The 25,296-nt window shown below is 39.6% G+C and carries 32 protein-coding genes and 1 tRNA gene; 7 read left to right on the top strand and 26 right to left on the bottom strand.

What is annotated here, in order from left to right; translation table 11 throughout:
• Positions 1–2: 2 nt before the first annotated feature.
• The 19 genes from ACYIAR_RS16200 to ACYIAR_RS16110 all read right to left on the bottom strand — a co-directional run bounded on the left by ACYIAR_RS16200 (position 3) and on the right by ACYIAR_RS16110 (position 9,251).
• A complete protein-coding gene (locus tag ACYIAR_RS16200) occupies positions 3–389 on the bottom strand; it encodes a PcfK-like family protein (RefSeq protein WP_480331189.1) in 387 nt (128 codons plus the stop codon).
• Positions 386–1,219: a hypothetical protein gene (locus tag ACYIAR_RS16195; protein WP_480331187.1), complete on the bottom strand. Its 834-nt coding sequence runs from the start codon at positions 1,217–1,219 to the stop codon at positions 386–388. Before ACYIAR_RS16195 ends, ACYIAR_RS16200 begins: the two co-directional genes overlap by 4 nt.
• Positions 1,216–1,437 (bottom strand): hypothetical protein, encoded by a 222-nt coding sequence (locus tag ACYIAR_RS16190; RefSeq protein WP_480331185.1) that lies wholly within the window; start codon positions 1,435–1,437, stop codon positions 1,216–1,218. Before ACYIAR_RS16190 ends, ACYIAR_RS16195 begins: the two co-directional genes overlap by 4 nt.
• A gap of 11 nt (positions 1,438–1,448) precedes the next feature.
• Positions 1,449–1,811 carry a hypothetical protein gene (locus ACYIAR_RS16185; RefSeq protein WP_480331183.1) on the bottom strand — a complete coding sequence of 121 codons (363 nt, stop codon included), beginning with the start codon at positions 1,809–1,811 and terminating at the stop codon, positions 1,449–1,451.
• Complete coding sequence (locus tag ACYIAR_RS16180; RefSeq protein ID WP_480331181.1) at positions 1,801–2,748, bottom strand: hypothetical protein; 948 nt, start codon at positions 2,746–2,748, stop codon at positions 1,801–1,803. Before ACYIAR_RS16180 ends, ACYIAR_RS16185 begins: the two co-directional genes overlap by 11 nt.
• A gap of 1 nt (position 2,749) precedes the next feature.
• On the bottom strand, positions 2,750–2,947 hold the full coding sequence (locus ACYIAR_RS16175; protein WP_480331179.1) for a hypothetical protein: 198 nt from the start codon (positions 2,945–2,947) through the stop codon (positions 2,750–2,752).
• A gap of 3 nt (positions 2,948–2,950) precedes the next feature.
• The gene (locus ACYIAR_RS16170; RefSeq protein WP_480331177.1) at positions 2,951–4,123 is read right to left on the bottom strand and encodes a DEAD/DEAH box helicase; all 1,173 of its coding nucleotides are present in this window, start codon (positions 4,121–4,123) and stop codon (positions 2,951–2,953) included.
• A complete protein-coding gene (locus tag ACYIAR_RS16165) occupies positions 4,120–4,596 on the bottom strand; it encodes a recombination protein NinG (RefSeq protein ID WP_480331176.1) in 477 nt (158 codons plus the stop codon). Before ACYIAR_RS16165 ends, ACYIAR_RS16170 begins: the two co-directional genes overlap by 4 nt.
• 19 nt (positions 4,597–4,615) lie before the next feature.
• Positions 4,616–4,735, bottom strand: a tRNA-OTHER gene (locus ACYIAR_RS16160).
• Between the two features lie 117 nt (positions 4,736–4,852).
• Positions 4,853–5,326, bottom strand: coding sequence for a DUF4494 domain-containing protein (locus ACYIAR_RS16155; protein WP_480331174.1), 474 nt, complete (start codon positions 5,324–5,326; stop codon positions 4,853–4,855).
• Positions 5,326–5,766, bottom strand: coding sequence for a hypothetical protein (locus ACYIAR_RS16150; protein ID WP_480331172.1), 441 nt, complete (start codon positions 5,764–5,766; stop codon positions 5,326–5,328). The genes ACYIAR_RS16155 and ACYIAR_RS16150 overlap by 1 nt, the downstream gene beginning before the upstream one ends.
• The gene (locus ACYIAR_RS16145; RefSeq protein ID WP_480331170.1) at positions 5,763–6,524 is read right to left on the bottom strand and encodes an HNH endonuclease; all 762 of its coding nucleotides are present in this window, start codon (positions 6,522–6,524) and stop codon (positions 5,763–5,765) included. Before ACYIAR_RS16145 ends, ACYIAR_RS16150 begins: the two co-directional genes overlap by 4 nt.
• Positions 6,511–7,446 (bottom strand): ATP-binding protein, encoded by a 936-nt coding sequence (locus tag ACYIAR_RS16140; RefSeq protein WP_480331168.1) that lies wholly within the window; start codon positions 7,444–7,446, stop codon positions 6,511–6,513. Before ACYIAR_RS16140 ends, ACYIAR_RS16145 begins: the two co-directional genes overlap by 14 nt.
• 19 nt (positions 7,447–7,465) lie before the next feature.
• Positions 7,466–7,747 (bottom strand): hypothetical protein, encoded by a 282-nt coding sequence (locus ACYIAR_RS16135; RefSeq protein WP_480331166.1) that lies wholly within the window; start codon positions 7,745–7,747, stop codon positions 7,466–7,468.
• Between the two features lie 12 nt (positions 7,748–7,759).
• The gene (locus ACYIAR_RS16130; protein WP_480331164.1) at positions 7,760–7,981 is read right to left on the bottom strand and encodes a hypothetical protein; all 222 of its coding nucleotides are present in this window, start codon (positions 7,979–7,981) and stop codon (positions 7,760–7,762) included.
• A gap of 64 nt (positions 7,982–8,045) precedes the next feature.
• A complete protein-coding gene (locus tag ACYIAR_RS16125; RefSeq protein WP_480331162.1) occupies positions 8,046–8,213 on the bottom strand; it encodes a hypothetical protein in 168 nt (55 codons plus the stop codon).
• Positions 8,214–8,321: 108 nt separating this feature from the next.
• Positions 8,322–8,489, bottom strand: coding sequence for a hypothetical protein (locus tag ACYIAR_RS16120; RefSeq protein WP_480331161.1), 168 nt, complete (start codon positions 8,487–8,489; stop codon positions 8,322–8,324).
• Positions 8,490–8,783: 294 nt separating this feature from the next.
• On the bottom strand, positions 8,784–9,098 hold the full coding sequence (locus ACYIAR_RS16115; RefSeq protein ID WP_480331159.1) for an SH3 beta-barrel fold-containing protein: 315 nt from the start codon (positions 9,096–9,098) through the stop codon (positions 8,784–8,786).
• Between the two features lie 30 nt (positions 9,099–9,128).
• The gene (locus ACYIAR_RS16110) at positions 9,129–9,251 is read right to left on the bottom strand and encodes a hypothetical protein (protein ID WP_480331157.1); all 123 of its coding nucleotides are present in this window, start codon (positions 9,249–9,251) and stop codon (positions 9,129–9,131) included.
• Between the two features lie 196 nt (positions 9,252–9,447).
• Here ACYIAR_RS16110 and ACYIAR_RS16105 point away from each other — a divergent pair, with 196 nt between their 5' ends.
• The 7 genes from ACYIAR_RS16105 to ACYIAR_RS16075 all read left to right on the top strand — a co-directional run bounded on the left by ACYIAR_RS16105 (position 9,448) and on the right by ACYIAR_RS16075 (position 14,673).
• Positions 9,448–10,074 carry a hypothetical protein gene (locus ACYIAR_RS16105; RefSeq protein ID WP_480331155.1) on the top strand — a complete coding sequence of 209 codons (627 nt, stop codon included), beginning with the start codon at positions 9,448–9,450 and terminating at the stop codon, positions 10,072–10,074.
• A 289-nt stretch (positions 10,075–10,363) separates the two neighbouring features.
• Positions 10,364–11,092 (top strand): S24 family peptidase, encoded by a 729-nt coding sequence (locus ACYIAR_RS16100; protein WP_480331153.1) that lies wholly within the window; start codon positions 10,364–10,366, stop codon positions 11,090–11,092.
• A 205-nt stretch (positions 11,093–11,297) separates the two neighbouring features.
• The gene (locus ACYIAR_RS16095) at positions 11,298–11,630 is read left to right on the top strand and encodes a hypothetical protein (RefSeq protein ID WP_480331151.1); all 333 of its coding nucleotides are present in this window, start codon (positions 11,298–11,300) and stop codon (positions 11,628–11,630) included.
• 198 nt (positions 11,631–11,828) lie between these two features.
• Complete coding sequence (gene pyrB, locus ACYIAR_RS16090; protein WP_480331149.1) at positions 11,829–12,743, top strand: aspartate carbamoyltransferase; 915 nt, start codon at positions 11,829–11,831, stop codon at positions 12,741–12,743.
• Positions 12,744–12,756: 13 nt separating this feature from the next.
• Positions 12,757–13,224 (top strand): aspartate carbamoyltransferase regulatory subunit, encoded by a 468-nt coding sequence (locus ACYIAR_RS16085; protein WP_480331147.1) that lies wholly within the window; start codon positions 12,757–12,759, stop codon positions 13,222–13,224.
• Positions 13,225–13,314: 90 nt separating this feature from the next.
• The gene (locus ACYIAR_RS16080) at positions 13,315–13,884 is read left to right on the top strand and encodes a flavin reductase family protein (RefSeq protein WP_480331145.1); all 570 of its coding nucleotides are present in this window, start codon (positions 13,315–13,317) and stop codon (positions 13,882–13,884) included.
• A 45-nt stretch (positions 13,885–13,929) separates the two neighbouring features.
• Entirely contained in the window at positions 13,930–14,673 is a 744-nt protein-coding gene (locus ACYIAR_RS16075) for a porin family protein (protein WP_480331143.1), read from the top strand.
• A gap of 20 nt (positions 14,674–14,693) precedes the next feature.
• Here the strand turns inward: ACYIAR_RS16075 and ACYIAR_RS16070 are convergent, their stop codons facing one another.
• From ACYIAR_RS16070 to ACYIAR_RS16040, 7 genes are all read right to left on the bottom strand, one after another.
• Complete coding sequence (locus ACYIAR_RS16070; protein WP_480331141.1) at positions 14,694–17,567, bottom strand: PD-(D/E)XK nuclease family protein; 2,874 nt, start codon at positions 17,565–17,567, stop codon at positions 14,694–14,696.
• Between the two features lie 23 nt (positions 17,568–17,590).
• Positions 17,591–18,880, bottom strand: coding sequence for a voltage-gated chloride channel family protein (locus ACYIAR_RS16065; protein WP_480331139.1), 1,290 nt, complete (start codon positions 18,878–18,880; stop codon positions 17,591–17,593).
• Between the two features lie 261 nt (positions 18,881–19,141).
• Positions 19,142–19,594, bottom strand: coding sequence for an ATPase (locus tag ACYIAR_RS16060; RefSeq protein ID WP_480331137.1), 453 nt, complete (start codon positions 19,592–19,594; stop codon positions 19,142–19,144).
• Positions 19,595–19,656: 62 nt separating this feature from the next.
• Complete coding sequence (locus ACYIAR_RS16055; RefSeq protein WP_480331135.1) at positions 19,657–21,468, bottom strand: V-type ATP synthase subunit I; 1,812 nt, start codon at positions 21,466–21,468, stop codon at positions 19,657–19,659.
• Positions 21,465–22,082 (bottom strand): V-type ATP synthase subunit D, encoded by a 618-nt coding sequence (locus ACYIAR_RS16050; RefSeq protein WP_480331133.1) that lies wholly within the window; start codon positions 22,080–22,082, stop codon positions 21,465–21,467. The genes ACYIAR_RS16055 and ACYIAR_RS16050 overlap by 4 nt, the downstream gene beginning before the upstream one ends.
• Before the next feature lie 62 nt (positions 22,083–22,144).
• Positions 22,145–23,467, bottom strand: coding sequence for a V-type ATP synthase subunit B (locus ACYIAR_RS16045; protein WP_480331131.1), 1,323 nt, complete (start codon positions 23,465–23,467; stop codon positions 22,145–22,147).
• Between the two features lie 62 nt (positions 23,468–23,529).
• Positions 23,530–25,287, bottom strand: a complete 1,758-nt coding sequence (locus ACYIAR_RS16040; RefSeq protein ID WP_480331130.1) for a V-type ATP synthase subunit A — start codon at positions 25,285–25,287, stop codon at positions 23,530–23,532.
• Positions 25,288–25,296: the final 9 nt, after the last annotated feature.

The raw sequence follows: 25,296 nt of genomic DNA, 5'->3' as shown, positions 1-25,296 counted from the left end.
GCTCAAAAGCCAAAGAGGGATAACTGCCTTTTGTCTGAAGTATTGTTCTTTACAGCCTTACGTTTTGCCACATTCTTGACTTTGTCTGTTTGTGCAGATTGTGCCGTTTCCTGTAATGGAGCATATTCTCCGGATATTACAACTCTTGCATTAACCGGTTTGTCTGCTTTAGCAGCATCTTCATCATAATAGTGAACTGCAAGGCTGAATACTTCATCATCGGTCATTGCAGCACAGCCTTTTCTTGCTATCTTCTGGACTTCACTCAAAATGTAGTTCACACATCCGTCCAGATTTTTGGATTTTTTCTCATAACTTTCAGCAAACAAAGGATCTTCATTTGCCCTTTTATCCAAATAACTTTTTATTGCTTCCTTGAATGCTTTCATACCAAATTAAACTCAATTCCATTAATCTTATTCATCAGTACCTTCTTTGACAACACTACGTTTGTCTCTCCAAAATCAAAATCTCCGGTATCGCCGGCAATACCTTCAAGCAGGAAGTAGAGCTGATGCATTTTGGCTGAACGTATAAACGGCATTTTCTCATTTGTTTTCGCTCTTAGAATCAAGTCCAAACTGCGGTTGTAATCGTCAGCACATTGGATAAGTGCCATTGCAGACAAAGCGTGTGAGCGCATGTCACTGTATGGATAATCCGGATGAAGTCTCATGAACTGACGTTCTACAGAGTAGTATAGAATCTGGAAGTCGTTGATGTTTTCGTTGTAGAATGCTTTGGAATTTGAACAGATTGAGACGTAATCTTTCAATGGCAGCAGACTTCGAGCTTCGTTGTCGTACATTATCCGCAGCTTATGGATATTCTTAGACAACTCTTTTAGCATTGGCTTTTTATATTTCCCTGCCAAATCGGAGACATTCTCCACTTGTCGCCATATAAGCTGATTGATAACAAAGGGGCCGAATGCGAGTTTCATCCGTTCGTGTTCAGTAAGTTCACTCTTCATTGTTTGAAGTTTGCCACTGTCGGATTTTGTTTTGATTTTCATCAGGGCTTCGTTGGTGGAAATCTCTTTCCAGGAAAACCTTTCGCTATTGATCTGATATTCCTTCTTGCCGGAGGATACAACTATAACATCAGCACCGGAATTTGTTTTGCCCTTAGTTATGACTGTGTAGATGTTGCCTTCCTTTATGTGTGGCTGAACTTTGTCGCTGCATTTCCTTTTGGTGATTTCAATGATTGTTTTCATGTTTCTTTCATTTTTCCACAGGTGCATTTTTTACATTTCTCTCTGATGTCATAACCTTTCAGGACATATCTGAAAATGAACGGACAGCCGAAAGGTCTGTCCAGAGGGTCCGGATGGGCGCATTCTCTAGGCGGAAGAAACTCCCGTTTCAGTATGTGGTTTGGAAGTTGCAACGCTTCGTTTGCCTCAAATGGTGTCAAATAGTGAAAGTATTTCATGTTCTGTATCTTTAAATCAAATCTGTTTTCAATATGCGATAGATATTACCGTTAATTTCTTTCTTCTCGAAATCGTTGAACGAAGCCTGTCCTTTTGAGACCAGCACGCAGACTTCGTTGTAAGAATACAGCCTGACACGTTTGTCAAAACGGATAATATCAGAGATATTCAATTCCTTGTACTGGAAATTGTCAAGTACATGGTTTATGGCATGTTTCAATCTCTCTGACGAAAATCCATTGTCAACCACACGTTCGGCCAGAATGTTGAAGAACTCATCACCCATTTTGGGAAATGCTACCTTTAGGCGTTTCATACCAACAGCTACTTCTTTTGGCATGGCAGCCTTGCCGGAATAGATGCTAACCGACATCTCCCCGTTGTTGCTTTTCGTAATTGCCCCTGGCGATTCCCTCAGCGATATTCCGCATGAAGTCCTCGTTTCCATCATTTCCAGAGGCAGAAGTTCTGCTATTTTTGTTGTCATAATTACCTGAGATTACTTTTTCAAAATTTGTTGGTTTTATTAGCCAGTCAAATGAGGCCGTGAAATTCCTCGAGTTTTGCCCTTTGAGGAAATCGCTTTCATAAGCCTTTTGGATCATCTCAACAAATGCCCTTTTGCCATGCTCTTTTATACGGGCGTTGATCATTCCTTTCCGCTTGTCTGAAAGCGGGTATCGGATATTACCAAACACCCCTTTGGTGGTGTCATTGAAAAAAGAAACGAGGTTCCGGTAGTCTATTTTTTCCTCGTGGGGCTGCGAAGTCCCACAAAGAAGTTCGTTAGAACTTCGTAAAGAATAGTTATTATTATATTCTTCTTCTTTCTTATTATTTGTGTCGGAGGTGTGTTGGCTTTTCATAGCCTGTGTTACTACCTGTGTTGCCACCTGTGTTATAAGTTGCTCCAACTGATTGTTGTTTAAAATATTAGGTGTGTCAGAAGGTGTGTTGAAAGGTGTGTCGGGAGGCGTGTTGTATTTATCGAAATTCACAAGCGTGATGACGCTTACGCCTTGCGTGTTCTCGATGGTGATCATGCCTTCCTTTTTAAAATTAGAAAGGCATTTTCTGACCCAGCTTTCGCTTTGTCCCCATTTTTTGGAAAGGAATCGTATAGATGCAGGATATTGTCCTCTATTCCAAGTCACTTCACAACTCCCGATAAGCGACGTTGTCGGTGAAGCCTCAAATCGTGCCGACTGTATCAAGTCGAGCCACGCTTCGCATTCACTAAACTTCCGGGCGGCCTGCCACATCTTGTTGTTGAAGAAACTCCTCGATAGTTTGATAAATCCTTTTTCCATGTTATTCCCTGATAAATACTGCCTTTCCGTTAAGCGTCTTACAAACCCCAATCTTCCCCTCTACATACAAGCTGTTAAGCTCTTTTTTGGCTTCGCTGCTTATAGTGTTCATAAGTTCTGTTTCCGGCACATGGTCCGGCGTTATTTTATCTTTCCGCCGTTTATTCTGCAACTGACGGACTATATTTAAAATATCCATATGTCAGAATCTTACGTTTGTCAATTGTCTGTTGTTTGAATACACTGCCCATTTGCCGTTGCCTCCATCCACCAGGCGCAGGTCTTTAACCTCGCCGAAGCGTTTCACATTACCACACAAATCAACAATCCATCCGGATTCCTTGCTTGGATGCGGACGGATGGCACGGCCTACAATCTGATACCACAAAGCCAAAGACATCGTTGGTCTTGCCATTACTATCGTATCTAGCTCCGGGTAATCAAAACCTGTGGTTAGCACCCCTACGTTTGCAACGACTGGTATCTCTCCCGATTTAAACTGCCGAAGTATCATTTCACGTGTGGATTTTGGAGTCTCGCCACTTACTATTGCCGTACCGGGAATTGAATATGTAAGCCTCTCAGCTTCTTTCAGAAATCTTGTAAACACCAGTATGCCCTTACGCTTACCCCCTACCTTGGGCTTCATAAGACGCTGGACTATGCTTACAAGAAAGCCATAGAAGTCGATACGTTCATACTCCTTGACAACGGATTTGTCTGTATAGTCGGCTCCGGTTGTATTTACTTTCAGGTTCAATTCATTCCACCCGATAGGATTCATTGAATAATAGTTCAATTTGGAAAGATACCCCATATCCAAAAGTGTGGAAATCTGAACCTGGTAAATGACCTCAGAAAAGACACAGGGACGGGTGCGTGTGATAAACTTCAGCATACTGCCGAAATCACGGCTTGAAGAAAGACGGTATGGTGTAGCTGTCAACCCAAGTACCTTGCATTTAAGCATTGAAAGGAAATCCTTGTACATTCCTTCCTTGGGGTTCACCAGATGACACTCGTCTATGATAATATTCCTGAAATGCTGAAATAGTTCGGGATGGTTAATAACACTTCCAATTGTAGCAAATGTTATTCTGGAAATCTCTTTCCGGCCGAATGATGCGGAATATATGGAACAGTCCATAATGCCATATGAGCATAGTTTCAGATAGTTTTGCTCCAATATTTCCTTTGAGGGCTGGAATACCAGTGTGTGGCCTTCAAGACGGCTGGCTATGTCAGCTATCACCAGGCTCTTTCCTGCCCCGGTGGGCAGCACCATGATGGCATTCGACTTCTTTGACTTATTTGCAAAGAAACTGACTGCGGCATCACTGGCTTTTTGCTGATAATCACGAAGAATGTAAGTCATAGGCCTTTCTCCTTACTTAACTTATCTCCCAAAGCCTTGTAATATTTGGTAAGCTCTATTAATTCAAAATCTGTCCACTTCTTTGACTGAGCAGCTTTCCACGACAATTTATCGAAGCGCATCAGACCGATTTTCGCTTTCAAATTTATTTCATATCGTATCAGATGGTCGGCGCTGAAACGGTTACAAGCCCTGCATTCAGCATGAGCATTGTCCTCATCGAAACGAGTTGCCATATGACGGCGCGAATGGTAGTGTCCACAATCTGCCTGTTCAAATGGCTTTATTTGCCCACATGAGATACAACGGAAACATCCGTTGGGCATACAATCGCGAAGCCGGATATAGCGGCTGAAAACTTTGTCGAGTTTAGCTACTAAATCCGGCTTCTTCTTCACCTTGATACCTGCTTTGTCGAATAGAGGCAAAGGCTTTTCTTTCTTCTTTTTAGGTTTCTTGATGTAGTATGGCATAATTCATATTTTTAGTTTGTGGTACCGGCAGGATTCGAACCTGCATGAGAAACTCCCTTCCTTTTAGGTGTGGAATAACACTTTGCTATGTTTCTCTACCCATCCGACTTATAGCGTCTTCCTATTCCGCCACGATACCAGATAACCTTTGCGTATCCTCACGGACGGCAAAGGGAAATAAACACTTTTATGATTCTATTATTACGTCAGCGATTACTTTTATTCCCACACTTTCCAGTCTGGTATATATTCGTTTTCAGTCATTTTTCACCTCGCTTTCTTTGTTTTCTGTTTTAACATCATTAGCTTCAAATGGAAAGACATCCATTATCTGTGTCTCAGTAACAGAGGCGATGGTATAATCTGACAAAGTTCCTTTCATTCCTTTTTCCAGTACTGTTATTGCATCTTTCAATGATGAAGCCTGGGCAAGCATTTGAACAGATTTCTTTTTTTCAATACCCGATTTCTCGTCAAGTGTGATAAAATATACCTTTATCTTGTAGTATCGGTCTCCATTATCATTGAAGAATATTTCCGAAAGCTTTGCCCGTCCTACAGCCGACACTGTGAACTCGCCAGTTATAAAAGGTTGTATTTCTTCAATTATACGACTTTCTGCTTCTGTAAAAGACAAAGCATCTACCAAATAAGGCTCTGTCACTTTCTTTTGCATTCCGTTTTCCAGTATCTTTTCATATGATACCTTACATATAAACCAATTATGCATTATATAAACTCTTTATTACGTTCTATTTCTTGTTGTGCAAAAACCAGCATCTGCTGTTCGTTAGCTGCCGGCAAATAGATTCCGGCTACAGATGCGCTCCAGTTGCGGAAACGGTCAATACTCAAAGTCATTTCACCTGTTGTCAGCTCGGCAGAGCTTCTCAAATAGGTTACTTCCTTGCCTTTTTTGTTGACCGTCTTCCGTTCAAACAAATCACGGTTGCAAGTCCTTTTATAGAAGTCAATTTTAGCTTCATCAAGGCTGCAACCGTATTCACTGCCGAAATACCCTAAAAGCAGATGCAAATAGCTGTTCTGCGCAAGCGTCCGGTTAGGTTGTTTCTTTTTGACTTCCACAACCGCACGCTCCTTGAAAAGCTTGTTTACATATGCTTTGAATTTCGGTATGTCATATTCATTTTTCAAATTGAAAAGGCTCATAAACCTCCAAAAATCTTCTTCTCAGTTATCAAATCCCTGTTGTCATTCAAGAACCGGATAAAATCCTCACAATGATTTGCAAGGATTGGTATATCCCGTTCAGGCACAAAAGTGTATGTCTCAGTATAAGTATTCCTGAAATCTGTGATATTATATTCAAACATTCTCACATCACTGCCGTTCTGCATGAGGCAATATGGATAGACTATATGCTGCCAGTGGTCTTTGAACTTACCTACATAATAACTTCCGGTAGTCTTTATGTCATGGACAGACATAGGCAACAATTCATCTATGTATCCATATAACAGGACATTGCCGAAACACGTTGGTAAAATTGCTTCTACACGCTGTTGTGTCAAAGCTCCTTTGTAATATTCGGCAAACTCCCGGCAAAGAGAAACAGGGAAATCGAACTGGCGGTTGTTGTATGTGGTTCTCAGCCCTGTCACAGTCTGTCTTCCATCTGCCGTATCAGAAAACAATCTTTCAACTTTTACAATATCTGATTTTCTGTTTTCTATCATACAGTCTATAACCTCATTGAATGCAGTTCCCTTATCAGCAGCTTCGCTGTCAAACGGTACACGGTTAATCCTGTCTATCAATTCATTGAAACATTTCTTTTGATATTCCTCTGAAGTATATTCTAGATTATCTGACCAAGCATAGTATTTATCGTAATATACATCGCTCTTGAGATAGTTTGTAAAACTATCCAAGAGCGTGGCATAAAACTTGAAATTAGGCTGCTGCATCTGAATACGTTTTTGTTGTCTTATCAAAAACTAGTCCCAACTCTTTCGCTTTGTTTGCAAGCATAATAGAAGCCTTCATCTTTGAACTGCCTACGTGCTTGAAATCATCGATATGAGCAATAAAATCATTTGCAGAAGTAGCATCCGCTACCAACTCCAAACACTCTTGTATTTCTGCAATCACCTTATTGTACGCTTCTTGCTCAGCTTTCTTTATTTGCAGCATATTGAGATATGGAGCAATGATTTTTGAAGAAATGAAATCGTTCTTTGCAGTCGGCTTTCCTTGTTTATCCAAAATAGTAGGAACTTCCATTACAGAAGGCAGGTTGCATGTGTTCTTGCCATCATTACGGTTGGTCGGATCGAAAGTTATAGTTCTTTTTACCCGTCCACTCTCGTTGCGCATTTCCATATATCCTAACAAATCCAATTCTGTAACGATTGAATTGTAAGACTTTTCCCGCAGTGCCGGAACAAACACTGTATCATCTCCTTCTTTGCGTGTATCACGGTGGGCTACGAAGATGATATTCTTATTCAAGTCGGACAGACAGTGAACAAACCAAGAAAACTCCTGATTGATACCACTCCAATCACGGATAGAAGGCTGACGTGTCCCACATTTGTAAGTAATGATAAAGTCCATCATCTTGCCAATCGTATCTACTACAATGGATTGATAGGCTGATAGATTTTCAGACATAAGAGTTTTCATATCTTCCCATGAGGATACCTGTACAATATCCACGCCTTGTAGGTGCGATTCATTAATACGCTTAACGCCATTATCAAAGTCCAATAACAAAGGAGCCGGAGCACTCAGCGCAACAGTACTTTTACCGAATCCGGCCTGCCCGTAAAGCATCATCTTTACATTTGTAGGAATTATTAATTCCGTTGATTTCTTAATCAGTGACATAACTACATATATTTATATTTCACAAAAGATTTTTCAATAAAGGATTTATCCCATCTTTTAGTTCCTTCAATTTCTTTAAGGAATATACCTTCGGGCTGTTTTTGTGTACTCCTGCCCTTCTCCATGTCAATGCACCTATGGCGCACTGGTTAGCCAACCATCTTCTGCCAAATCCCAACCGGATAGCCTGGGTTTCCGTCACCTCGTCTATTACAGGGTCTTTCGATATGGCATACTCGCTTACAGCTTCTTTTGCCGCAGCCTTTATTATGTTCTGTAATTGCCAAATATCCAGTTCCATACCCGAATTATATTACTCCATATTATTTAAAATATACATATACCCTATCTTAGCATTCTTGGAAATAGTATATGGAGGACGGGCATCTTTCGTTTTCACGCCTTTTGCCCTTAGCTCATTGTTGATGCGACCAGCTTCCGTGCGGTAGCCAGCCACATCCGACACCTCAGACAAGGGAATAGCCTTTGGCATTCCCGGTCTTACACCTAAAATAGTTTCTCTTATTGTTGCCATAGTATTTCATTTTTAATGTGCCGGAACCGGGAATCGAACCCAGTACCGGTGCTTAGCCATATGGTCAGTCTATAAATACCACCATTGATTTTACGATTCCTTTAACGGCTTCAAGCCTTTTAGTCAACTTTTGTGACTGGTTGAACCACATATCCTTGCTTTCCTGAAGTTCTTCGACCATTGAGACAAGCTCTTCTTTAGTCATTCTTTCCAGTTCTTCTTTAGTTTTCATACGCCATGTTTTTTACAGTTATACACCTTGCCGAGTTGTTTCCAGATTCATGCCTACCTTTTCCGGAAAAGCTCGGCACCTTTTTCAAAAAAGGTAAGCATGAATTTTTCACCAATCCTTTTCCTTATATATGGCTATTGCCAAAACAAGTGACATCGCGAACGTCGCTATATGAATGGGATTGAAGAACATGCCTACCAGCGTAAGGCATGCAAACAGAACTGCAGCCACAAACAGTACTGACTGTGTGACGCTTGAAAATCCAACTCTTTTCATTGTTGTGTCATTTAGATATTGTGCCCGCCAACCGTCTATGGTTGTACCCGGAATCTTGACCGGACGGGCTATGATTGTGGCCGTGCTACTTAAAGCCTGTTTAAACGCACATAGCGTCACCTCTCTTTCTTGGACCTTTGCAATCGAAAGAACCGCACTCACCGGACAAGTCAACGGATCTGCTTATGTTCTGTATCTCACGGCCGCTATATTGCGGTTAAGTGTGCATTTTGTGCCCGCCATACCTTCTACGGATTGTACCCGGTATCGAGACCGGACGGGCTGGTTGTTATATCAGTAGGCAGTGATAAAGTTTTCTACCTTAAATGACCTAAAGCCTTTTGCTTCAATATCAAAATATCTGACAGTCTTGTAATTATCTGTGCCTGTACCCTTGATTAAGTTCTGAATGTCTTTCAACGTACCTTTTGCCTTGCGAAGCGAACCATCTGCCTTTTCATAAGCAAAAGCCACTATACCTTTGTGCATCTGCTTTGTAAGTCTGTATAAAGCCCATGACCTTGAAAGGCATACTGCGAAAGTCTTGCCTGTAGCCTTCATCATTTCGTAAGCCATACAGAAAACCTTATGTCTGAAATTTGTATTCATAATCGTGTGTGTGTTTATATGTTATTACCTTTATGCTATGTACTGCCAATATTCGATTATGTACTGTCTGGCTTCTTCTTTGAAGTCTACATTATACTCTCTGCAAGCCTCTTCTTCTGTCATAGCGTCAAGAAGAGCTAATTCTTCGTTCATGTAATCTTCGTTTGTCATAATCGTGTTTTTTTAATTGTTATACTGGATTGATTTGTTATCTTTGTGTTGTCACGTTATCAATCGTTGACAATGCAAATATACTACATAAAATTAGTATACCAACATATATACTAATAAAATATAGTATATTTTATTTGTTTAACAATTGCTCGTTGAATTATTAATTTATGTAGATATGAAGAAAGAGTTTTCAATATGGATTAGCAGTGCTGCATTGGTTCTTGGGGTAATAGCAGTATGTGTTTCGGTTTGGCGCAGTCCGGATTTGACTTTCGATTACCAAGGTGTGATAGTTGGAATATTATCATTATTGGTAACGATAATATTGGGATGGAACATTTATACTGTTATTGATATTAAGAATACAAGGACTGAAATATACAAGCTAAAAGAACTCTTGGAGAATCAAATAAAACATTCAAACGAGAACACACAGCTAATTTTGCGATTGGAAATGCTTGATTTGCCCGAGGTGTTAAATGCTTTTGCCGTAAATGAACAACCAAACTCCTTGATTGTAATGTTTAAAGAGTTTTATCGTATAAGAAATGGGAATAACGTAGCGAAAACATTAGCGCGAAGCTATATAACACAAACTTTGACAGGCTTTATAAAGAGAAACAATAATTCGCTTATGGAAGATTTAGTAGCACAATTAAGCGAATCTGTCAAGATAGAAGAGGTGGAAGATTTTATTCATTATCTTTCCTCTCTACCCGACGAGCAAAAGCCTCAATTGACTGACGAACTTTTGTCTGTATTACGTCATCTATCCTATGAAATCTTGAAAAGGCACGTTTAACTAATTCCTTATCAACACCTTCATATATCAAGCAATCAATGACAAGTAACAGTTCGTCATGCGTTAGGCAACTGGGTATGATTTTACTAAATTCTTCTCGCATAATAAAAATAAAAACAAACACACCCACAATAGGTACGAGCTATCATGGGTGCATATATTAAACCTCCTCGGAGGAATGTTTAACCAAATTGTTTCTGCAACACCTCGTACTTGTTACAGTGACAAATATACTACAAATAATTAGTATAAACATTAAATGTAGTATAATTTAAAATATTTAATGATTATGTGTAGTGTTGAAAAGTTAAATGAAGCCTACGAGTACCTTCGCAATAGTGGAGTTATTCATACAAAAAAAGATTTGGCTGAATCAATGTCTGCAAACAGAGTTAATATTAGTAAAGCCTTTGCTGGAGATAAGAAATATCTGACAGAAAGTTTTTTGAAAAGATTAAATTCTACTTTCGGGAACATATTTAATGAACAATGGCTCTTAGGAGAATCAGATAACATGCTAAAAGACGCTCTAATAACAGAGAACGAAGTTATTCCAAAGATAATTGAGTTTGAGAACTTCCCTTTTGTAAGTCAAAAAGCATACGCCGGTTATTTATCAGGATATGCAGATGCAGAATATGTGGAAACACTGCCTACAGTTGCATTCCCAGTAGATCACACCCCGCAAGGGAATTATTTGGTATTCGAAGTAAAAGGAGATAGCATGAATGATGGTTCGTATGATAGTTACTTGGATGGAGATTTGGTCTTGTGTCGTGAAATTCAAATTGACCTATGGAAAGATTCAAAGTTACACTTTGATAAATGGGATTTCGTTATTGTTCATGAAGATGGAATAATAATAAAACGTATTATAGATCACAATGTAGAAAATCGTACAATCACTATACATTCTTTAAATCCAGATAAAAAAACATATCCGGATAAAGAAATAAACTTATGCGAAGTCCGTCAAATATTAAATGTTGTAAATATGATGAGACCGAGAAGGAGATAATATTAATATGAGAAGAAATAAATCAAATGAAAAAATTTTTATCAACAATGGTTACACTTCCATTGGTATTTATAGCTTCTTATTATTCTAATTAATCTTTTTATAATCTGTGAGAATTATAAGATGGATAAAAAGATTAATTAGAATTCTTAATAGGCTTATAATATTGAAGAAGTTTCACTATAAATATAAAAAATGACACATTATGAAACATTTTATTTTCATCATACTTTCTTTTCTTATTCTCGGGTGTACGAATAGTAATTCAACTGCAAAAGTTTCTGGAGCGGATAAATACATCGAAACAATCACAGGTTTTACTTGTGAAAAAGCAATCGTAACAGACAATGGTTTTCTTGTTATCGCAATTGACGCCATTCAAGGAACAGATTATAATTCACTAGCTTCACAGTTCTTGGATGAAGCCCAAAATGAAGGCGTATCAGGATTAAAAGGAGTATATATCGTGGATATCAAGAACTGCCAGTTTGGAGACGGCTGGGTTACCGGAGACAGAATTGGGAAAGCCTACAAATAACCTAAAAAGCTTCACACACTTACAAAAAACGACAAAGATTTCTTGAACCATCCAATTATTATATCAAATATAAATACTACCTTTGTCATAAGGGAAGCATATTGTTCTCCTATTCAACGGTTGTTTTTTACTAATATTTTACATAAATTCAACCGACCTGAATTAATAGACTAACAATGAATATATTAGCATATATACATGAAAAGTAAAAGTTTAGTTTCTATCGACCAATGTTCCAAAGAGGACATTCTTCGTATTCTGGATAATGCAAAAAAATTTGAGGAAAATCCTAACCGCCGTTTGTTGGAAGGAAAGGTTGCCGCAACATTGTTCTTTGAACCGTCAACACGTACTCGTTTAAGTTTTGAAACCGCAGTAAACCGTTTGGGCGGACGAGTTATAGGATTTCAGGATGCTTCCACTACAAGTTCTTCCAAAGGTGAAACACTTAAAGACACTATTTTGATGGTCAGCAATTATGCCGACTTGATCATTATGCGTCACTATTTGGAAGGTGCTGCAAGATATGCATCTGAAGTTACAAATGTTCCTATCATAAACGCAGGTGACGGAGCAAACCAGCATCCTTCTCAGACTATGTTGGATTTGTACTCAATCAGAAAGACTCAAGGTAAACTGGAAGATCTTACCATTACAATGGTTGGTGACCTGAAATACGGACGAACTGTTCATTCACTGATTGTCGGTATGTCTCATTTTAACCCAACATTCCATTTTGTAGCTCCGGAAGAACTGAAAATGCCGGACGAACAGAAAAACTTCTGCGACAGATTGGGTATTAAATATTATGAACATACAGACTTCACTGAGGATATCATAAACAAGACTGATATTCTTTATATGACTCGTGTTCAACGTGAAAGATTCACAGACCTTGAGGAATATGAAAGAGTTAAAAATGTGTATATCCTTAAAAACTCTATGCTTGAAGGAAGCCGTGAAAACTTGCGTATCCTTCATCCGCTTCCTCGTGTCAATGAAATTGCTTATGACGTTGATGATAATCCAAAGGCTTATTACATCCAGCAGGCTAGAAATGGTTTGTTTGCACGTCAGGCTATTATTTGCGAAGTTTTAGGTATAGAAATTTAAACTGTTGTTAGTTATGTCAGAACAAAAAAATAAAGCATTACAGGTGGCTGCCATCGAAAACGGCACTGTAATAGATCATATTCCTCCATGTCATTTATTTAAGGTTGCTTCATTACTTGAACTTGACAAAATGGATGGCAACACAATCACTATTGCAAACAACCTATTGAGTAACAAATGTGGCAGTAAAGGTATGATTAAAATTGCCGATAAATTCTTTGACGACAAAGAAATCAGCCGTATTGCTTTGGTTGCACAGAATGTAAATCTTAACATTATCAAGAATTACGAAGTGGTTGAGAAAAAGACAATATCTTTGCCGGACGAAGTGGTTGGTTTGGTTAAGTGTAACAATCCTAAATGTATCACAAACAACGAACCAATGCCTACTCGCTTTGAAGTTATCGACAAAGAAGCTGGTACTATCAAATGCCATTATTGCGAAAGAAAGATCAATCAGGAAGACATCATTCTCAAATAAATAGGTAATAAACAAATTTTCAGGTTGTCAGGCAAAAATGTATTTTTCTGTCTGACAACTTCTTTTCTAAATGCAATTCTTTTAACACAGATGAAACACGATTGGAAACCCGGAACAATGATTTATCCGCTGCCGGCAGTTATGGTAAGTTGCGGAAGAACTCCTGAGGAATATAATATAATTACGGTTGCTTGGGTGGGCACTATCTGCACTAATCCTCCAATGTGTTACATATCTGTCAGACCGGAAAGACATTCATATTCCATAATCAAGAATAATTCAGATTTCGTAATCAATCTTACAACAAAAGACTTGGCTTTTGCAACAGATTGGTGTGGTGTAAATTCCGGAAAAGATCATCATAAATTCGAGGAAATGAATCTTACTCCAGGCAAAGCTTCAATTGTGACTGCTCCAATTATTGAAGAATCACCTTTATGCATTGAATGTAAAGTCAAGGAAATTGTTTCATTGGGAAGTCATGATATGTTTATTGCTGATGTTGTCAATGTTCTTGCTGATGACAAATATCTTGATCCTGAAACTGGCGCATTTGATATGCAGAAAGCAAATTTGCTTGCATATTCCCATGGGAAATATTATGAGTTAGGCAATTCTATAGGAAAATTTGGATGGTCTGTGAAGAAAAAGAAAAAGTAATTCTTTCCTTTTATGCTTTACTTTCCATCTTAAATATATGCAATTATGAAAAAGTATATCACTACACTGCTGCTGGCATTTGTTTCTCTGATTTCTTACTCACAAGAGATGAAAGATAAACAAGGATTCATGTACATAAAAGACAAACAATACAATGTTGGTTTCCGTATCGGATTCAACTCACAACTCCCGATAATACACGAATTCAGCGTAAACGATAAAACTATTGAAGACTTTCAGCAACAGTATAAAGTAGGATATCTTGCAGCTGTATCATTGCGTATTAACTTCGGCAGAACATTTCTTAATCCGACAGTCAGCTGGTATTATTCGGAAAGTGAACTAAATTTTACAATTCCCGTATCTCCAATCGACGGAAGTGAAGATTTAATTTATCAGTCGTATTACGGAAATCATATTTCCACTACATCTTCATCACTTGATATTCCAATACTTGTAGGTTACGATTTTGTAAAATCCAATCCATACAGACTTAGCTTTATGCTTGGTCCAAAATTCAAGTACTTTTTCAAGAACAAATATGACATTGGTATAAAAGATTCACAATCGGCATTCTTTATGGAAGATAATGTTCCGTATTGTCTGAATCTTGTTGCCGGCGTGGATGTTACTATAGGACGTTTGTTTCTGGACTTTACCTATGAATTAGGGTTGACAAGAATAAATTCTACCTTTGGTTTTGAAACAGAAGGAAGTGCTGCTCCATCGGTAATATCATATGACAGACGAGCAAACTCATTAAGTTTTGCTCTAGGCGTATTGTTCTAATACGCCTGAAGCCTTTTCTATTATCTTCCACAAATCGAACGGAAAGAACAATAAGAGCAAGTTTTAATATCGTTTGTCTGAGTGAAACTTGTTGACGAGTCAAATATTCTGTCCAAGCACATACGTAATTCCTGTTCGAATTCTTCTGAAAATTCTCCGAAATTATTCACTTCCTTACGCTCAAAAAGAACTGAAGAGTTGAATTTCTCACCAAACAAAGTTCGCATATAATAGATTTGTGGACTTATTGCGCCTCCTTTGTATATGTCCTTCATCTTCGTATACATCCAGGAATACATGAATACCTGCATCACCGCCTTCGGTCTGTTTTGTATTTCAGAATCAAACAATGAACTTACAGACGAGAAAGCGTTAGTTCCGCTTCCACTCTTATAATCCACAATTCTGACAGTATCTTTCACTACATCTATTCTGTCAATGAATCCTTTCAGTTGAACGACAGAATTATCAGACAAAGTAAAATCAGTATTCACTTTTTTTTCCGATTCTATATATTGAAAAGGAGTAAGCTTATCATCATGCTCAAGAACTTTCATTACATATTTTCGGATCATCTCTCCTATCAGATAATTCTGCCCGATAAGAGTTTGCCTTTTATCCGACTTGAAGAATATTTCCGAGAAAGCAATTTCAATAGCTTCAGACATCGCCTTATGATTCTTTTTGATTAAGCTCAGCAAGTCCGAAGTAACCATTTTACCACAGAAAGGTTTGTAAAGAATCTCCATCACCTTGTGCAATATACTGCCGAAAACATTCGTCTCAATTGATTCCGAAACCTTTTCTTCATCTTGTATATTCTCAAGAATAGAAAAATAGAATTTTAACGGACAATCAAGATATGTATTGATAGCACTTGCCGAAATTGCTCTTTTGCCACCTTTCCTGAATTCATCCAACAGTGAAATCACCGAAGCATTCTTCGAAATTTCCAGGACTAATTCATCACCCGAAACAACATCATAAACAACAAGCTCATTTTCGACAGGCAAATTATAATGATAATGCAGCTGATGAATAAAACGACTTTTCTCACCGGTCTGCAAACCATTACTGCGAGTGTCATACAACAATGTCACTTCTTTTGCTCTATATATTAATCTGTAGAAATGATAAGCCCAAACACTATCCTGATGTTCATACGTAGGAAGACCGAATCCACGTCTCAGATTATATGGAATAAAAGAATTAGCAGTCTTCTTCACAGGAAAAATACCTTCATTCATTGACAGCAGAATAATTCTGTCAAAATCGAGAGCTCGAGTTTCCAAAACACCCATAATTTGCAATCCCGACAACGGCTCACCATGAAAAGGAATTGTAATGCTGTCCGTGATTCTCTTCACAAGGCGGAAGAAAGTTTCCATGCGCATATCAACGGCAGATTCTTTCATTACTTCCTTCATTCTGTTTATTGTAGCGAAATAATGGAAAATGAATTCTTGCTCAATCTCTGTGGAATGTTTAGGAGAATTATCGTCATCATCCGATTCTTCAATAGTCAACAGGGAATTCAACTCTTCCAAAACCTTTATTAAATACTCCGAAAACTCTTCGATATTATTTACCGGAGTAAACAGAAGGGATAAAAATGGAGTTCTGCCAAGCTCACCGGCAGCAATATATATACGATTATTTGCCGTAATTTCTTTTACCAAAAGCGAAGCTGCTGATGGTTCGGCCATAGAAATATAACGATGGTTCAATATCGGAAGAACATCTCTGAAATAATATATCGGCTTTGAATCCGAGTAACGGACGTTTTTCTGTAAAGCCAAAATATAATCCATCAATGAAGCCACAGGTGTTCCAGCCAATGGATAACCCATTGTGACATTGATATGGCGTATTTCCTCTGGTATCGCATTCAGCAATGGAATAAGCAATGCTTCGTCCGGCAAAACTATTGCTGTACGCAACGCTTCTTCTTTGTCATTGAGGTTCTGTTCGCTAAGCTCTTTCAGCAAATGATATACTTGTTTGGTCTGTCCGATTCCTGAAGGAACGCCAATAGTTCTTATCTTCTGATTTTCCACAGGCTGTTCCTTTTCAATCTGGAACTTAGAAGGGAATTGTCTTAAATTGTGCAAAGCAAAAAATGAAGCTTTGTTATCCTGGTCTGTTGAATATGGAGCCTCATAATCCCAATAGAAATCAGCCATATCTCTTTTCTGCAGTTCTTTCAGGAATTCTATTTCCACAGCGGAAAGAGCATTCAAGCCTACGAATATTATCTGCCTATAGTTAAAGTCAGAAACATCATTTCCATTCTTCATAGATTCAACGACCTCACGGAATATCATTCCCTCATATCCCATTCCGTCAGCAGAAAGTCTGGATTTTAATTCAGAATACAAATCATACAATATTTCCCAAAGAGCTAGAAACTCTTTCTGATTTTGAGAATCACCTTTAGGATAGAAAGACGACCAGAATGAACGGATAGCAGCTATTTGCTCCGGAGTCAAAAAATCAAAATCTTTCTCAATCTCATGTAAATCCGTTACATTTGAGAATAACTTCCTTGCGTCCACCAAATATTTGTCTATATCGTCAAAGTCGTTGAGCAACATCTCGCCCCAATACAGGAATTCATCGAATGTTTCCGAAGAGCGGCTTTTCTCGATATACACATCATACAGAGTAAACAACATTCTTATCCTGTCAGCAGATTGTTTTCCGCTCAACTTGACGAACAAATCGTTAATCGTAAGAATCGTTGGAGAAAACAACGGGCGGTCTGCTATCTCAGACAAATATTTCTGAAAGAACAGTCCTGCACGACGGTTCGGAAACACAAATGCAAATTGTGTTATTTCCGTTCCATATTCATTATAGAATCTTTCTGCTATTTTATATAAGAATGGTTTCATCTCTGTATTTGTATCTTAAAATATCAACTTAATTTTTGCCCTTTTCTCAAACCATATATCAAATGCTTTGGGCTTCCTATTATCTGTGAGCTGTATATTCCTGTATGACCAGAAAACAGATAAGCCACAACACATGCCAAGGCAATGTATAATGCGCAATCAGCGCCGAAAAGTTCAATGCCCATAAGTGTACAGGCTATCGGTGTATTTGTGGCTCCTGAGAAAACAGCAACAAATCCCATTCCAGCCATAAGACCGACCGGAAGTGGAAAAATAAGACTCAGCGCACTTCCTAAAGTAGCGCCAATAAAGAACAACGGAGTCACTTCGCCGCCCTTAAATCCTACTCCAATTGTAAAAGTAGTCAGAATTATCTTTATCAGAAAAGAATACCAAGGTTGTTGCGACGTAAAAGATTCAACAATCACAGGCACACCAAGACCAATATACCTTGTTGTGCCGAGTGCTAGTATTGCCGCCACAATTATTATACCACCCACAAAAGGGCGCAATGGCGGATACGCAATATATTTCTTCAACAACGACGACCACAGCGGAACCAGACGAGAGAACATCATTGCTGCAAGACCAAAAAGAATTCCTGCCAATACAACCCAAATCATATTATACAATGAGAACTCCGGAACAACCGAAACATTATAATGAGTGTGCGCAACTCCCCACAAATGACATGTCCAATTCGAGAATGCAGCAGCAAAGAAACTTGGAAGAATAGCTTCATATCTCATTCGCCCCATTATAATAACCTCGAGAGCAAACACAGCTCCGGCAAGTGGAGTTCCGAACACAGAGGCAAAACCACCACTTATACCCATAACCACCAATATCTTCCTGTCTCTAGGTTTCAAACGGAATAGTTTGGAAAACTGGTCAGCAATAGCTCCACCCATTTGTACCCCAGTTCCTTCCCTACCAGCAGAACCTCCGAAAAGATGAGTCAACACAGTTCCGATATAAACCAATGGTGCCATGCGGAAAGGAATAATATCCGTAGGTTTATGAATTTCATCAATAAGATAATTGTTTCCTCTGCCAACATCACCACCCAGATAATGATACATAAGTCCTATCACTAATCCAGCCAAAGGCAAAGCTGCAATAATATAATGATTAGCTTCTCTATAATCCGTTACCAAATTCAGAGAAACTAACAATAATGCTGAAGCACTTCCTATAAGCAAACTCACAGGAAGAGATATTGCAAGCCACTTCAGAACATAAAAAAACATGGGAAACTGCTCAATCCTAAGCAAATTACCATGTCTGTCAAAAGAGAATTTGTTATTTGTCATCTTTATTTTCCTTGATTATTCTGCAAAGATACAGAATTATCGCATTTTTTACATATACAGTATTTGCATCAAATTACATCCGAACCTACGAAGAAATATATACGGCCCCAATTCAGCGTGGGACAATATATATTTTCTCGTGGGTTCGGTCCTATTTTTACATCAAACATAACCGAAGGAAAAATGAAAAGACACCGCAGCCGTCACCGGCTTGGGTGTCTTTTCTTATCTATTATTAATTATTAAAAGATATCGCTAAAATTATGCTGGAATAGTTCCACCAATCAAGATAACAACCAACAAAGCAAGGATTGCATACAATTCAGGGAACACGGCCATAACCATTGTAGCACCAAACACATTGTGACCAGCACCAACACCTGCAATACCATTAGCACAAACCTGAGCCTGACGGATTGCAGAGAAGAAACCTGCGAAACCAAGAACAAGACCTGCACCGAACACTGCTGTAGCTGCCAACATTGAAATGCTGTCAACCAAGAATTTCTGCATCATGAAATAACCAACGAAGCCATACAGACCCTGAGATGAAGGCAACGCACTCAACGCAATGTAAGTACCCAATGCATCAGGATTCTTTTTCATCGCACCAACAACTGCATTACCAGCAATTGTTACACCATAACTACTACCGATGAAAGTTAAACCTGTCATTAACGCAATTCCCAAATAAGCTAATAAAATCGGTTCCATAATAAAATTTGTTTTTTAATTATTCTTTACTTTTTTATTTTTTCTCTCTTTAAATATTTCTTTTACGCTTTCTTGAATGGCTCGTATGCTTTTCCGCCGCCTTCAAATTCTGCGTTCTTATAATATTCTACGAATATCAGACGTAATGGATGAACCAATGAACTGATTGTACAAAGTGCTATGTTGATAGCATGACCAAGCAAAAGAATTATTGCCATTACTATAACACGTGCCACAATATTCATTCCGTCAGTCATTGAGACAGCCAAAGTATTAAACACTCCACCAAGGATTGAACCTGTCAGACCGATTGCAAACAAACGGATATATGACAATGTATCACCCAAAAGTCCTGATGCCATATTGTAAGTATTCCACAATCCTGTTCCGAAATTCAGGAAAATATTCTTTCCAGGCGAGTTATACAAATATGCTACAACCAACCCAACTGCTGCTATTCCATAACATACAGTTGCAATTGCTGCCGGAATCTGAACATTCAACATTGGCAAACCCAAAGCCAAAGCCAATGAAAGGATTACAAATACCCATGCAAAAGGAGCAATACTGTATTTCGTACCTTTCTGAATCTTCGTCTTATATGCAGCCACTGCTTTACCGAATATAATCTGAACAAGACCTATGACAATTGAGAATGTCATCAGATTGTCACTGCTCACAAAATAATCCTTCACCTTCGACAGAGCAGGAACTTCGGCAAGTGCAACACCGAAAACTGAACCGGTGCACAAACCCACCAGAACTGCCGCGCCACCAAGATACTGGAACAAACTCAGATATGGACGGACTTCCTCTGACATTTTCTTCTTAAGTATTGTACAAAGAAGAACAACCAGCAAACCGTAACCGCCATCACCGAAGCAAAGCCCAAAGAACAGCATGAAGAACGGAGCAAACAGCGGAGTCGGATCCAATTCCGAATAATTCGGCAAAGAGAACATCTTGGTAATAGGTTCATACAATCTGCTGAATGCATTGTTACGCAACTTGATTGGCACCTTATCCTCTGCCTCAATCTCCATCTGAAGGAAATAATAGCCTTGCTTAGCAAGTTCCTCCTCCATAGGTTTGGCATTCTCAGCAGGAACCCAACCTTCAAGAAGCATAAGCTTGTCATCTGCAACCTTGTCAGTCTGAACCCAAGCATTCTTCATATTGAATTTATCCTGAAGAAGTCTGTCATAAGCCTGCAATTTGGCAACGCTTTCAGGCGCCATATTCTGAAGCTTGTCATCTACTGCCTCAATCTCAGCCTTAACCTGCGAAATCATTGAAGTCAATTCTTTCTTATCAAACTCCGGCATTTTCGCACGTTCTGCATCGATATCAATCTGTGTTCCGGGATGAGTAACCGTAACAAAATAAGAAACAGACTGGAAACTGTTCACCAAAAAGGCATTATACTGTTCTCCCCAAACCGGTTCGTATCTTGAAGTAGGGCATGTGAAGAAAGTAATTTCGTAGCCAGCTTCTTTCAATAGAGCAATAGTCTCATATGAGAATTCTCCCCAAATCGACATATAGTCCGCATCCTTTTCCAAAGCTGCAAGTCTTGTCTGCAATGCCTGTTTTGATTCGCGCAGCTTCTCTATTGACGAAACGACATTTCTGCCTTCTTCTTCTGATATTTCAGCAACAGCAGGAACTTCCCGGTCTGCCGCCAAACCTTTCATAAAACGAAGCAAAGAGTTCAAGCTCTTTCGCTCATTCATAATCTGCATCAGAAGCTCATCACTCATAGCTGGCTGAGTTTCTCTGATATGGACAACGCCCAGACTTCTAAGCGAGGACAGGAATGTTTCGTATTCCTTATGATATACCATGTAGGCATACTTATTCATTTTCACTATCATACGCCAACCTCCTCTGCTTTAGCTTTTCGTTTTTCCTGATTTGCCCTCATAATCTTCTGAGAAGATTTAGACAGACTCTCTTCATCTTCCATAAAGCGCTTCACTTTTCGTATAGCATCTTTGTATCCTGGAATCTGAACTTTCTCAAAAAGATTTACTTTCTGAGTAGTCTTCTTGCGGGCATGCTCCAACAATTCCAACTTCATGCTTGAAAATTCTGCCTCAATTCCCGTACGTGCCAATTTCTTGAGCAACTCTATACCATCGGTGAACCAGGCCGGAGCACTGAACAAGCTATAGTGGCCGATTTCAAACTGAATCTCATCCAATACCGGAATCATAACACCGGCAATTTTCCTGGTCGAAAGAGTAACATCTTTCACCGAGATAAGTTCAGGATTGAACTCATTCCAAAGAGCTACCATGCTCTCATAGCTCTGTATTTCCTTTTCAAGCTGAAGTTCCAACTGCGCAACCTCGTCTTTCGTACGCTTCACTTCAATACGCAAGGCACTCTCCTTACTCTTGATTGTAGGCAGTGAGCGCTCACGCATTTTCAGTTGCTTTTCAAGCTGCTGAAGCGAGGTCTTGTTATATTGAAACTTTATTGCCATCTTCTAAATCGTATTAACAATGTTGTTATATTTCCACACTGTGAAAACCCGGACAAAACTTATCAGCTTTCCTTCCAGTATTTGTCAACCAGGTTCTGCTTGATATTAACTTCGGCAGGTTTGAAATATTTGCCGAACAATCCCCAAGCCACATCCAGCATTTCTGTAGTGTCAAGATTAACGTCAATAGCCAGAAGCTTTGATGAATAGTCTTTTGCAAAAGCAAGAGCACGGTTGTCATAGTCTGTAAGGTCGAAACCATTTTCCAACTTAGTCTTGGCATTTGCAGCATCGGCATACAAACGTACAGCAGCATTCATAACCTGCGGATGGTCTTCACGTGTCTTCTTACCAGTTACAAGCTGTTTCAAACGAGACAAGCTTCGGAACGGGTCAACGATAACCTTGCCGACATCACTGTCGCGACGCAAATACAACTGACCTTCTGTGATATAACCGGTATTATCAGGTACTGCATGTGTAATATCACCACCTGACAAAGTTGTTACAGCAATAATAGTGATAGAACCGCCATCAGGGAACTGCACTGCCTTTTCGTAAATCTTAGCCAAATCTGAATACAAAGAACCCGGCATTGAGTCTTTTGACGGAATCTGATCCATACGGTTAGACACAATAGCCAAAGCATCGGCGTAGTTAGTCATGTCTGTCAGCAGAACCAAAACTTTCTCATGCTTTTCAACTGCAAAATATTCAGCAGCACACAAAGCCATATCCGGAATAAGGATTCGCTCAACTGAAGGGTCTTCTGTTGTGTTGATAAAGCTTACGATACGGTCCAAAGCACCTGCATTGCTGAACGTATTCTTGAAGAACAGATAATCATCATTAGTCATACCCATACCGCCCAGAATAATCTTGTCAGACTGCGCACGCAATGCCACCATAGCCATAACCTGGTTGAAAGGCTGGTCTGGGTCAGCAAAGAACGGAATCTTCTGTCCTGTTACCAGCGTATTGTTCAAGTCGATACCGGCAATACCTGTTGCAATCAGCTCAGAAGGCTGCTTACGGCGCACAGGGTTAACAGACGGACCACCGATTTCCACTTCCTTTCCTTCAGGAACAGGGCCACCGTCGATAGGCTCGCCATAGGCATTGAAGAAACGGCCGGCAAGCTGGTCGCCCACTTTCAATGACGGAGCTTTTCCCATGAAAACAACCTCCGCATTTGTACGGATTCCTTCAGTTCCTGAGAAAACCTGCAATGTCACTTCATCACCAATAATTTTTACCACCTGAGCCAGCTTTCCGTCAACTGAAGCCAACTCATCATACCCAACACCTGTCGCCTTCAACGAACAGGTTGCCTTGGTGATCTGGGTAATTTTAGTGTATATTTTCTGAAATGCTTTTGTTGCCATATTTATATTGAGTTATTAGCTTCGAGGAATGTTTACCAATCTCATAAGCCGTACAACCTAAATCATTTTACAACTCGTTCTGCCAACAGAGTATCCAAGTCGGCATTGAATTTCTTGAACTGTTCGCTCTCGTATTCAGAATAGTTCATCTGTTTGAAGATATTGATCATATTCTTGAAATAATCCATAACTTCAAGGAATGTGTCGAACTTGAATTCCGAACGGCAGATTGAAACAATGCGGTTCAGCATGAATTCCTGGCGTGCAAGAGGCGTAACAGCATCGATTGCATCAAAAGCATCCTGCTGAAGGATAACGAAGTCAATCAACTCAGACTTCCAGAACGTAACGTGATATTCAACAGGCACACCGTCATCACCAAGGATGTTGATCTGTTCTGAAATTTCCTTACCACGCAACATTCTTGTCTTCACCTCATTCACCATTTCTATCCAATCCGGAGAAACATGCTTTGAGATATATTCCTGAAATTCCGGATATTCAAGATATTTGGAATAACTGTCAATAGGATTAACAGCCGGATAACGCTTACGGTCCGCACGTTCCTGCTCCAAAGCATAGAAACAACGTGCCACCTTCTTGGTATTCTCTGTTACTGGCTCTTTCAAGTTACCACCGGCTGGAGAAACAGTACCGATGAACGTAACAGAACCAGTAGCGCCATTCTTCAAATGAACGAAACCAGCACGAGCATAGAAGTTTGCCACGATAGCCGACAAGTCCATTGGGAACGCATCAGGTCCAGGCAACTCTTCCAAACGGTTTGACATCTCACGCAACGCCTGAGCCCAACGTGAAGTAGAGTCCGCCATAAGCAACACCTTCAATCCCATACTTCTGTAATACTCAGCAATTGTCATGGCAGTATATACAGAAGCTTCACGAGCAGCAACCGGCATGTTTGAAGTGTTGGCAATGATAATTGTACGTTCCATCAACTTACGTCCTGTATGTGGGTCAACCAGTTCAGGGAACTCTGTGAAGACTTCCACAACCTCGTTTGCACGTTCACCGCAGGCAGCGATAATCACAATATCAGCTTCAGCCTGTTTTGAAATAGCATGCTGAAGAACTGTCTTACCAGTACCGAACGGACCAGGGATAAATCCTGTACCACCTTCAACGATAGGATTCACTGTATCGATAGTTCTCACACCAGTTTCAAGAAGTTTGAATGGACGCGGTTTTTCTTTGAAGCAAGTAATCGCTTTCTTCACCGGCCATTTCTGCACCATAGTTACATTTTCCTCCTTGCCGTCTGCCGATGTCAGCACAGCCATAGTTTCATGTATGGTATATTCACCTTCAGCAGCCACAGACTTAACAGTGTATGAACCTTTGAAAGTGAAAGGAACCATGATTTTATGCGGCTGGTTGTTCTCGTCAACCTCGCCCAGCCAGTCACCGGCTTCTACAATATCACCAGCCTTAGCCAATGGTTTGAAAGCCCATTTCTTATTTTCGTCAAGAGGATACGTATATTCACCTCGGCGCAAGAACACACCTTCCATCTTGTCGAGGTCGTTCTGCAAACCATCGTAGTTTCGTGAAAGCATACCCGGACCCAGTGACACTTCCAACATGTGTCCTTGGAATTCAGCCACATCGCCCACACGCATACCACGCGTGCTTTCAAACACCTGGACGAAGGCATCCTTTCCGATAACCTTGATAACTTCCGCCATAAGGTTTACACCACCGACAGAAATATAACAGATTTCATTCTGAGAAACCGGACCTTCAACCTCGACAGTCACAAGGTTGGATACGATTCCTTTTACTGTTCCTTTTGTTGCCATGTTTTATTC

Source organism: Parabacteroides sp. KHUB-01, assembly GCF_056640935.1.
Note: the sequence above shows the minus strand (reverse complement) of the source record. Positions and strands in the feature narration are given on the sequence as shown.

Excerpts from the sequence above, each read along its gene's own strand:
- ACYIAR_RS16200 (WP_480331189.1), bottom strand. The coding sequence starts at position 389 with ATGAAAGCATTCAAGGAAGCAATAAAAAGTTATTTGGATAAAAGGGCA.
- ACYIAR_RS16195 (WP_480331187.1), bottom strand. The coding sequence starts at position 1,219 with ATGAAAACAATCATTGAAATCACCAAAAGGAAATGCAGCGACAAAGTT.
- ACYIAR_RS16190 (WP_480331185.1), bottom strand. The coding sequence starts at position 1,437 with ATGAAATACTTTCACTATTTGACACCATTTGAGGCAAACGAAGCGTTG.
- ACYIAR_RS16185 (WP_480331183.1), bottom strand. The coding sequence starts at position 1,811 with ATGTCGGTTAGCATCTATTCCGGCAAGGCTGCCATGCCAAAAGAAGTA.
- ACYIAR_RS16180 (WP_480331181.1), bottom strand. The coding sequence starts at position 2,748 with ATGGAAAAAGGATTTATCAAACTATCGAGGAGTTTCTTCAACAACAAG.
- ACYIAR_RS16175 (WP_480331179.1), bottom strand. The coding sequence starts at position 2,947 with ATGGATATTTTAAATATAGTCCGTCAGTTGCAGAATAAACGGCGGAAA.
- ACYIAR_RS16170 (WP_480331177.1), bottom strand. The coding sequence starts at position 4,123 with ATGACTTACATTCTTCGTGATTATCAGCAAAAAGCCAGTGATGCCGCA.
- ACYIAR_RS16165 (WP_480331176.1), bottom strand. The coding sequence starts at position 4,596 with ATGCCATACTACATCAAGAAACCTAAAAAGAAGAAAGAAAAGCCTTTG.
- ACYIAR_RS16155 (WP_480331174.1), bottom strand. The coding sequence starts at position 5,326 with ATGCATAATTGGTTTATATGTAAGGTATCATATGAAAAGATACTGGAA.
- ACYIAR_RS16150 (WP_480331172.1), bottom strand. The coding sequence starts at position 5,766 with ATGAGCCTTTTCAATTTGAAAAATGAATATGACATACCGAAATTCAAA.
- ACYIAR_RS16145 (WP_480331170.1), bottom strand. The coding sequence starts at position 6,524 with ATGCAGCAGCCTAATTTCAAGTTTTATGCCACGCTCTTGGATAGTTTT.
- ACYIAR_RS16140 (WP_480331168.1), bottom strand. The coding sequence starts at position 7,446 with ATGTCACTGATTAAGAAATCAACGGAATTAATAATTCCTACAAATGTA.
- ACYIAR_RS16135 (WP_480331166.1), bottom strand. The coding sequence starts at position 7,747 with ATGGAACTGGATATTTGGCAATTACAGAACATAATAAAGGCTGCGGCA.
- ACYIAR_RS16130 (WP_480331164.1), bottom strand. The coding sequence starts at position 7,981 with ATGGCAACAATAAGAGAAACTATTTTAGGTGTAAGACCGGGAATGCCA.
- ACYIAR_RS16125 (WP_480331162.1), bottom strand. The coding sequence starts at position 8,213 with ATGAAAACTAAAGAAGAACTGGAAAGAATGACTAAAGAAGAGCTTGTC.
- ACYIAR_RS16120 (WP_480331161.1), bottom strand. The coding sequence starts at position 8,489 with ATGAAAAGAGTTGGATTTTCAAGCGTCACACAGTCAGTACTGTTTGTG.
- ACYIAR_RS16115 (WP_480331159.1), bottom strand. The coding sequence starts at position 9,098 with ATGAATACAAATTTCAGACATAAGGTTTTCTGTATGGCTTACGAAATG.
- ACYIAR_RS16110 (WP_480331157.1), bottom strand. The coding sequence starts at position 9,251 with ATGAACGAAGAATTAGCTCTTCTTGACGCTATGACAGAAGAAGAGGCT.
- ACYIAR_RS16105 (WP_480331155.1), top strand. The coding sequence starts at position 9,448 with ATGAAGAAAGAGTTTTCAATATGGATTAGCAGTGCTGCATTGGTTCTT.
- ACYIAR_RS16100 (WP_480331153.1), top strand. The coding sequence starts at position 10,364 with ATGTGTAGTGTTGAAAAGTTAAATGAAGCCTACGAGTACCTTCGCAAT.
- ACYIAR_RS16095 (WP_480331151.1), top strand. The coding sequence starts at position 11,298 with ATGAAACATTTTATTTTCATCATACTTTCTTTTCTTATTCTCGGGTGT.
- pyrB (WP_480331149.1), top strand. The coding sequence starts at position 11,829 with ATGAAAAGTAAAAGTTTAGTTTCTATCGACCAATGTTCCAAAGAGGAC.
- ACYIAR_RS16085 (WP_480331147.1), top strand. The coding sequence starts at position 12,757 with ATGTCAGAACAAAAAAATAAAGCATTACAGGTGGCTGCCATCGAAAAC.
- ACYIAR_RS16080 (WP_480331145.1), top strand. The coding sequence starts at position 13,315 with ATGAAACACGATTGGAAACCCGGAACAATGATTTATCCGCTGCCGGCA.
- ACYIAR_RS16075 (WP_480331143.1), top strand. The coding sequence starts at position 13,930 with ATGAAAAAGTATATCACTACACTGCTGCTGGCATTTGTTTCTCTGATT.
- ACYIAR_RS16070 (WP_480331141.1), bottom strand. The coding sequence starts at position 17,567 with ATGAAACCATTCTTATATAAAATAGCAGAAAGATTCTATAATGAATAT.
- ACYIAR_RS16065 (WP_480331139.1), bottom strand. The coding sequence starts at position 18,880 with ATGACAAATAACAAATTCTCTTTTGACAGACATGGTAATTTGCTTAGG.
- ACYIAR_RS16060 (WP_480331137.1), bottom strand. The coding sequence starts at position 19,594 with ATGGAACCGATTTTATTAGCTTATTTGGGAATTGCGTTAATGACAGGT.
- ACYIAR_RS16055 (WP_480331135.1), bottom strand. The coding sequence starts at position 21,468 with ATGATAGTGAAAATGAATAAGTATGCCTACATGGTATATCATAAGGAA.
- ACYIAR_RS16050 (WP_480331133.1), bottom strand. The coding sequence starts at position 22,082 with ATGGCAATAAAGTTTCAATATAACAAGACCTCGCTTCAGCAGCTTGAA.
- ACYIAR_RS16045 (WP_480331131.1), bottom strand. The coding sequence starts at position 23,467 with ATGGCAACAAAAGCATTTCAGAAAATATACACTAAAATTACCCAGATC.
- ACYIAR_RS16040 (WP_480331130.1), bottom strand. The coding sequence starts at position 25,287 with ATGGCAACAAAAGGAACAGTAAAAGGAATCGTATCCAACCTTGTGACT.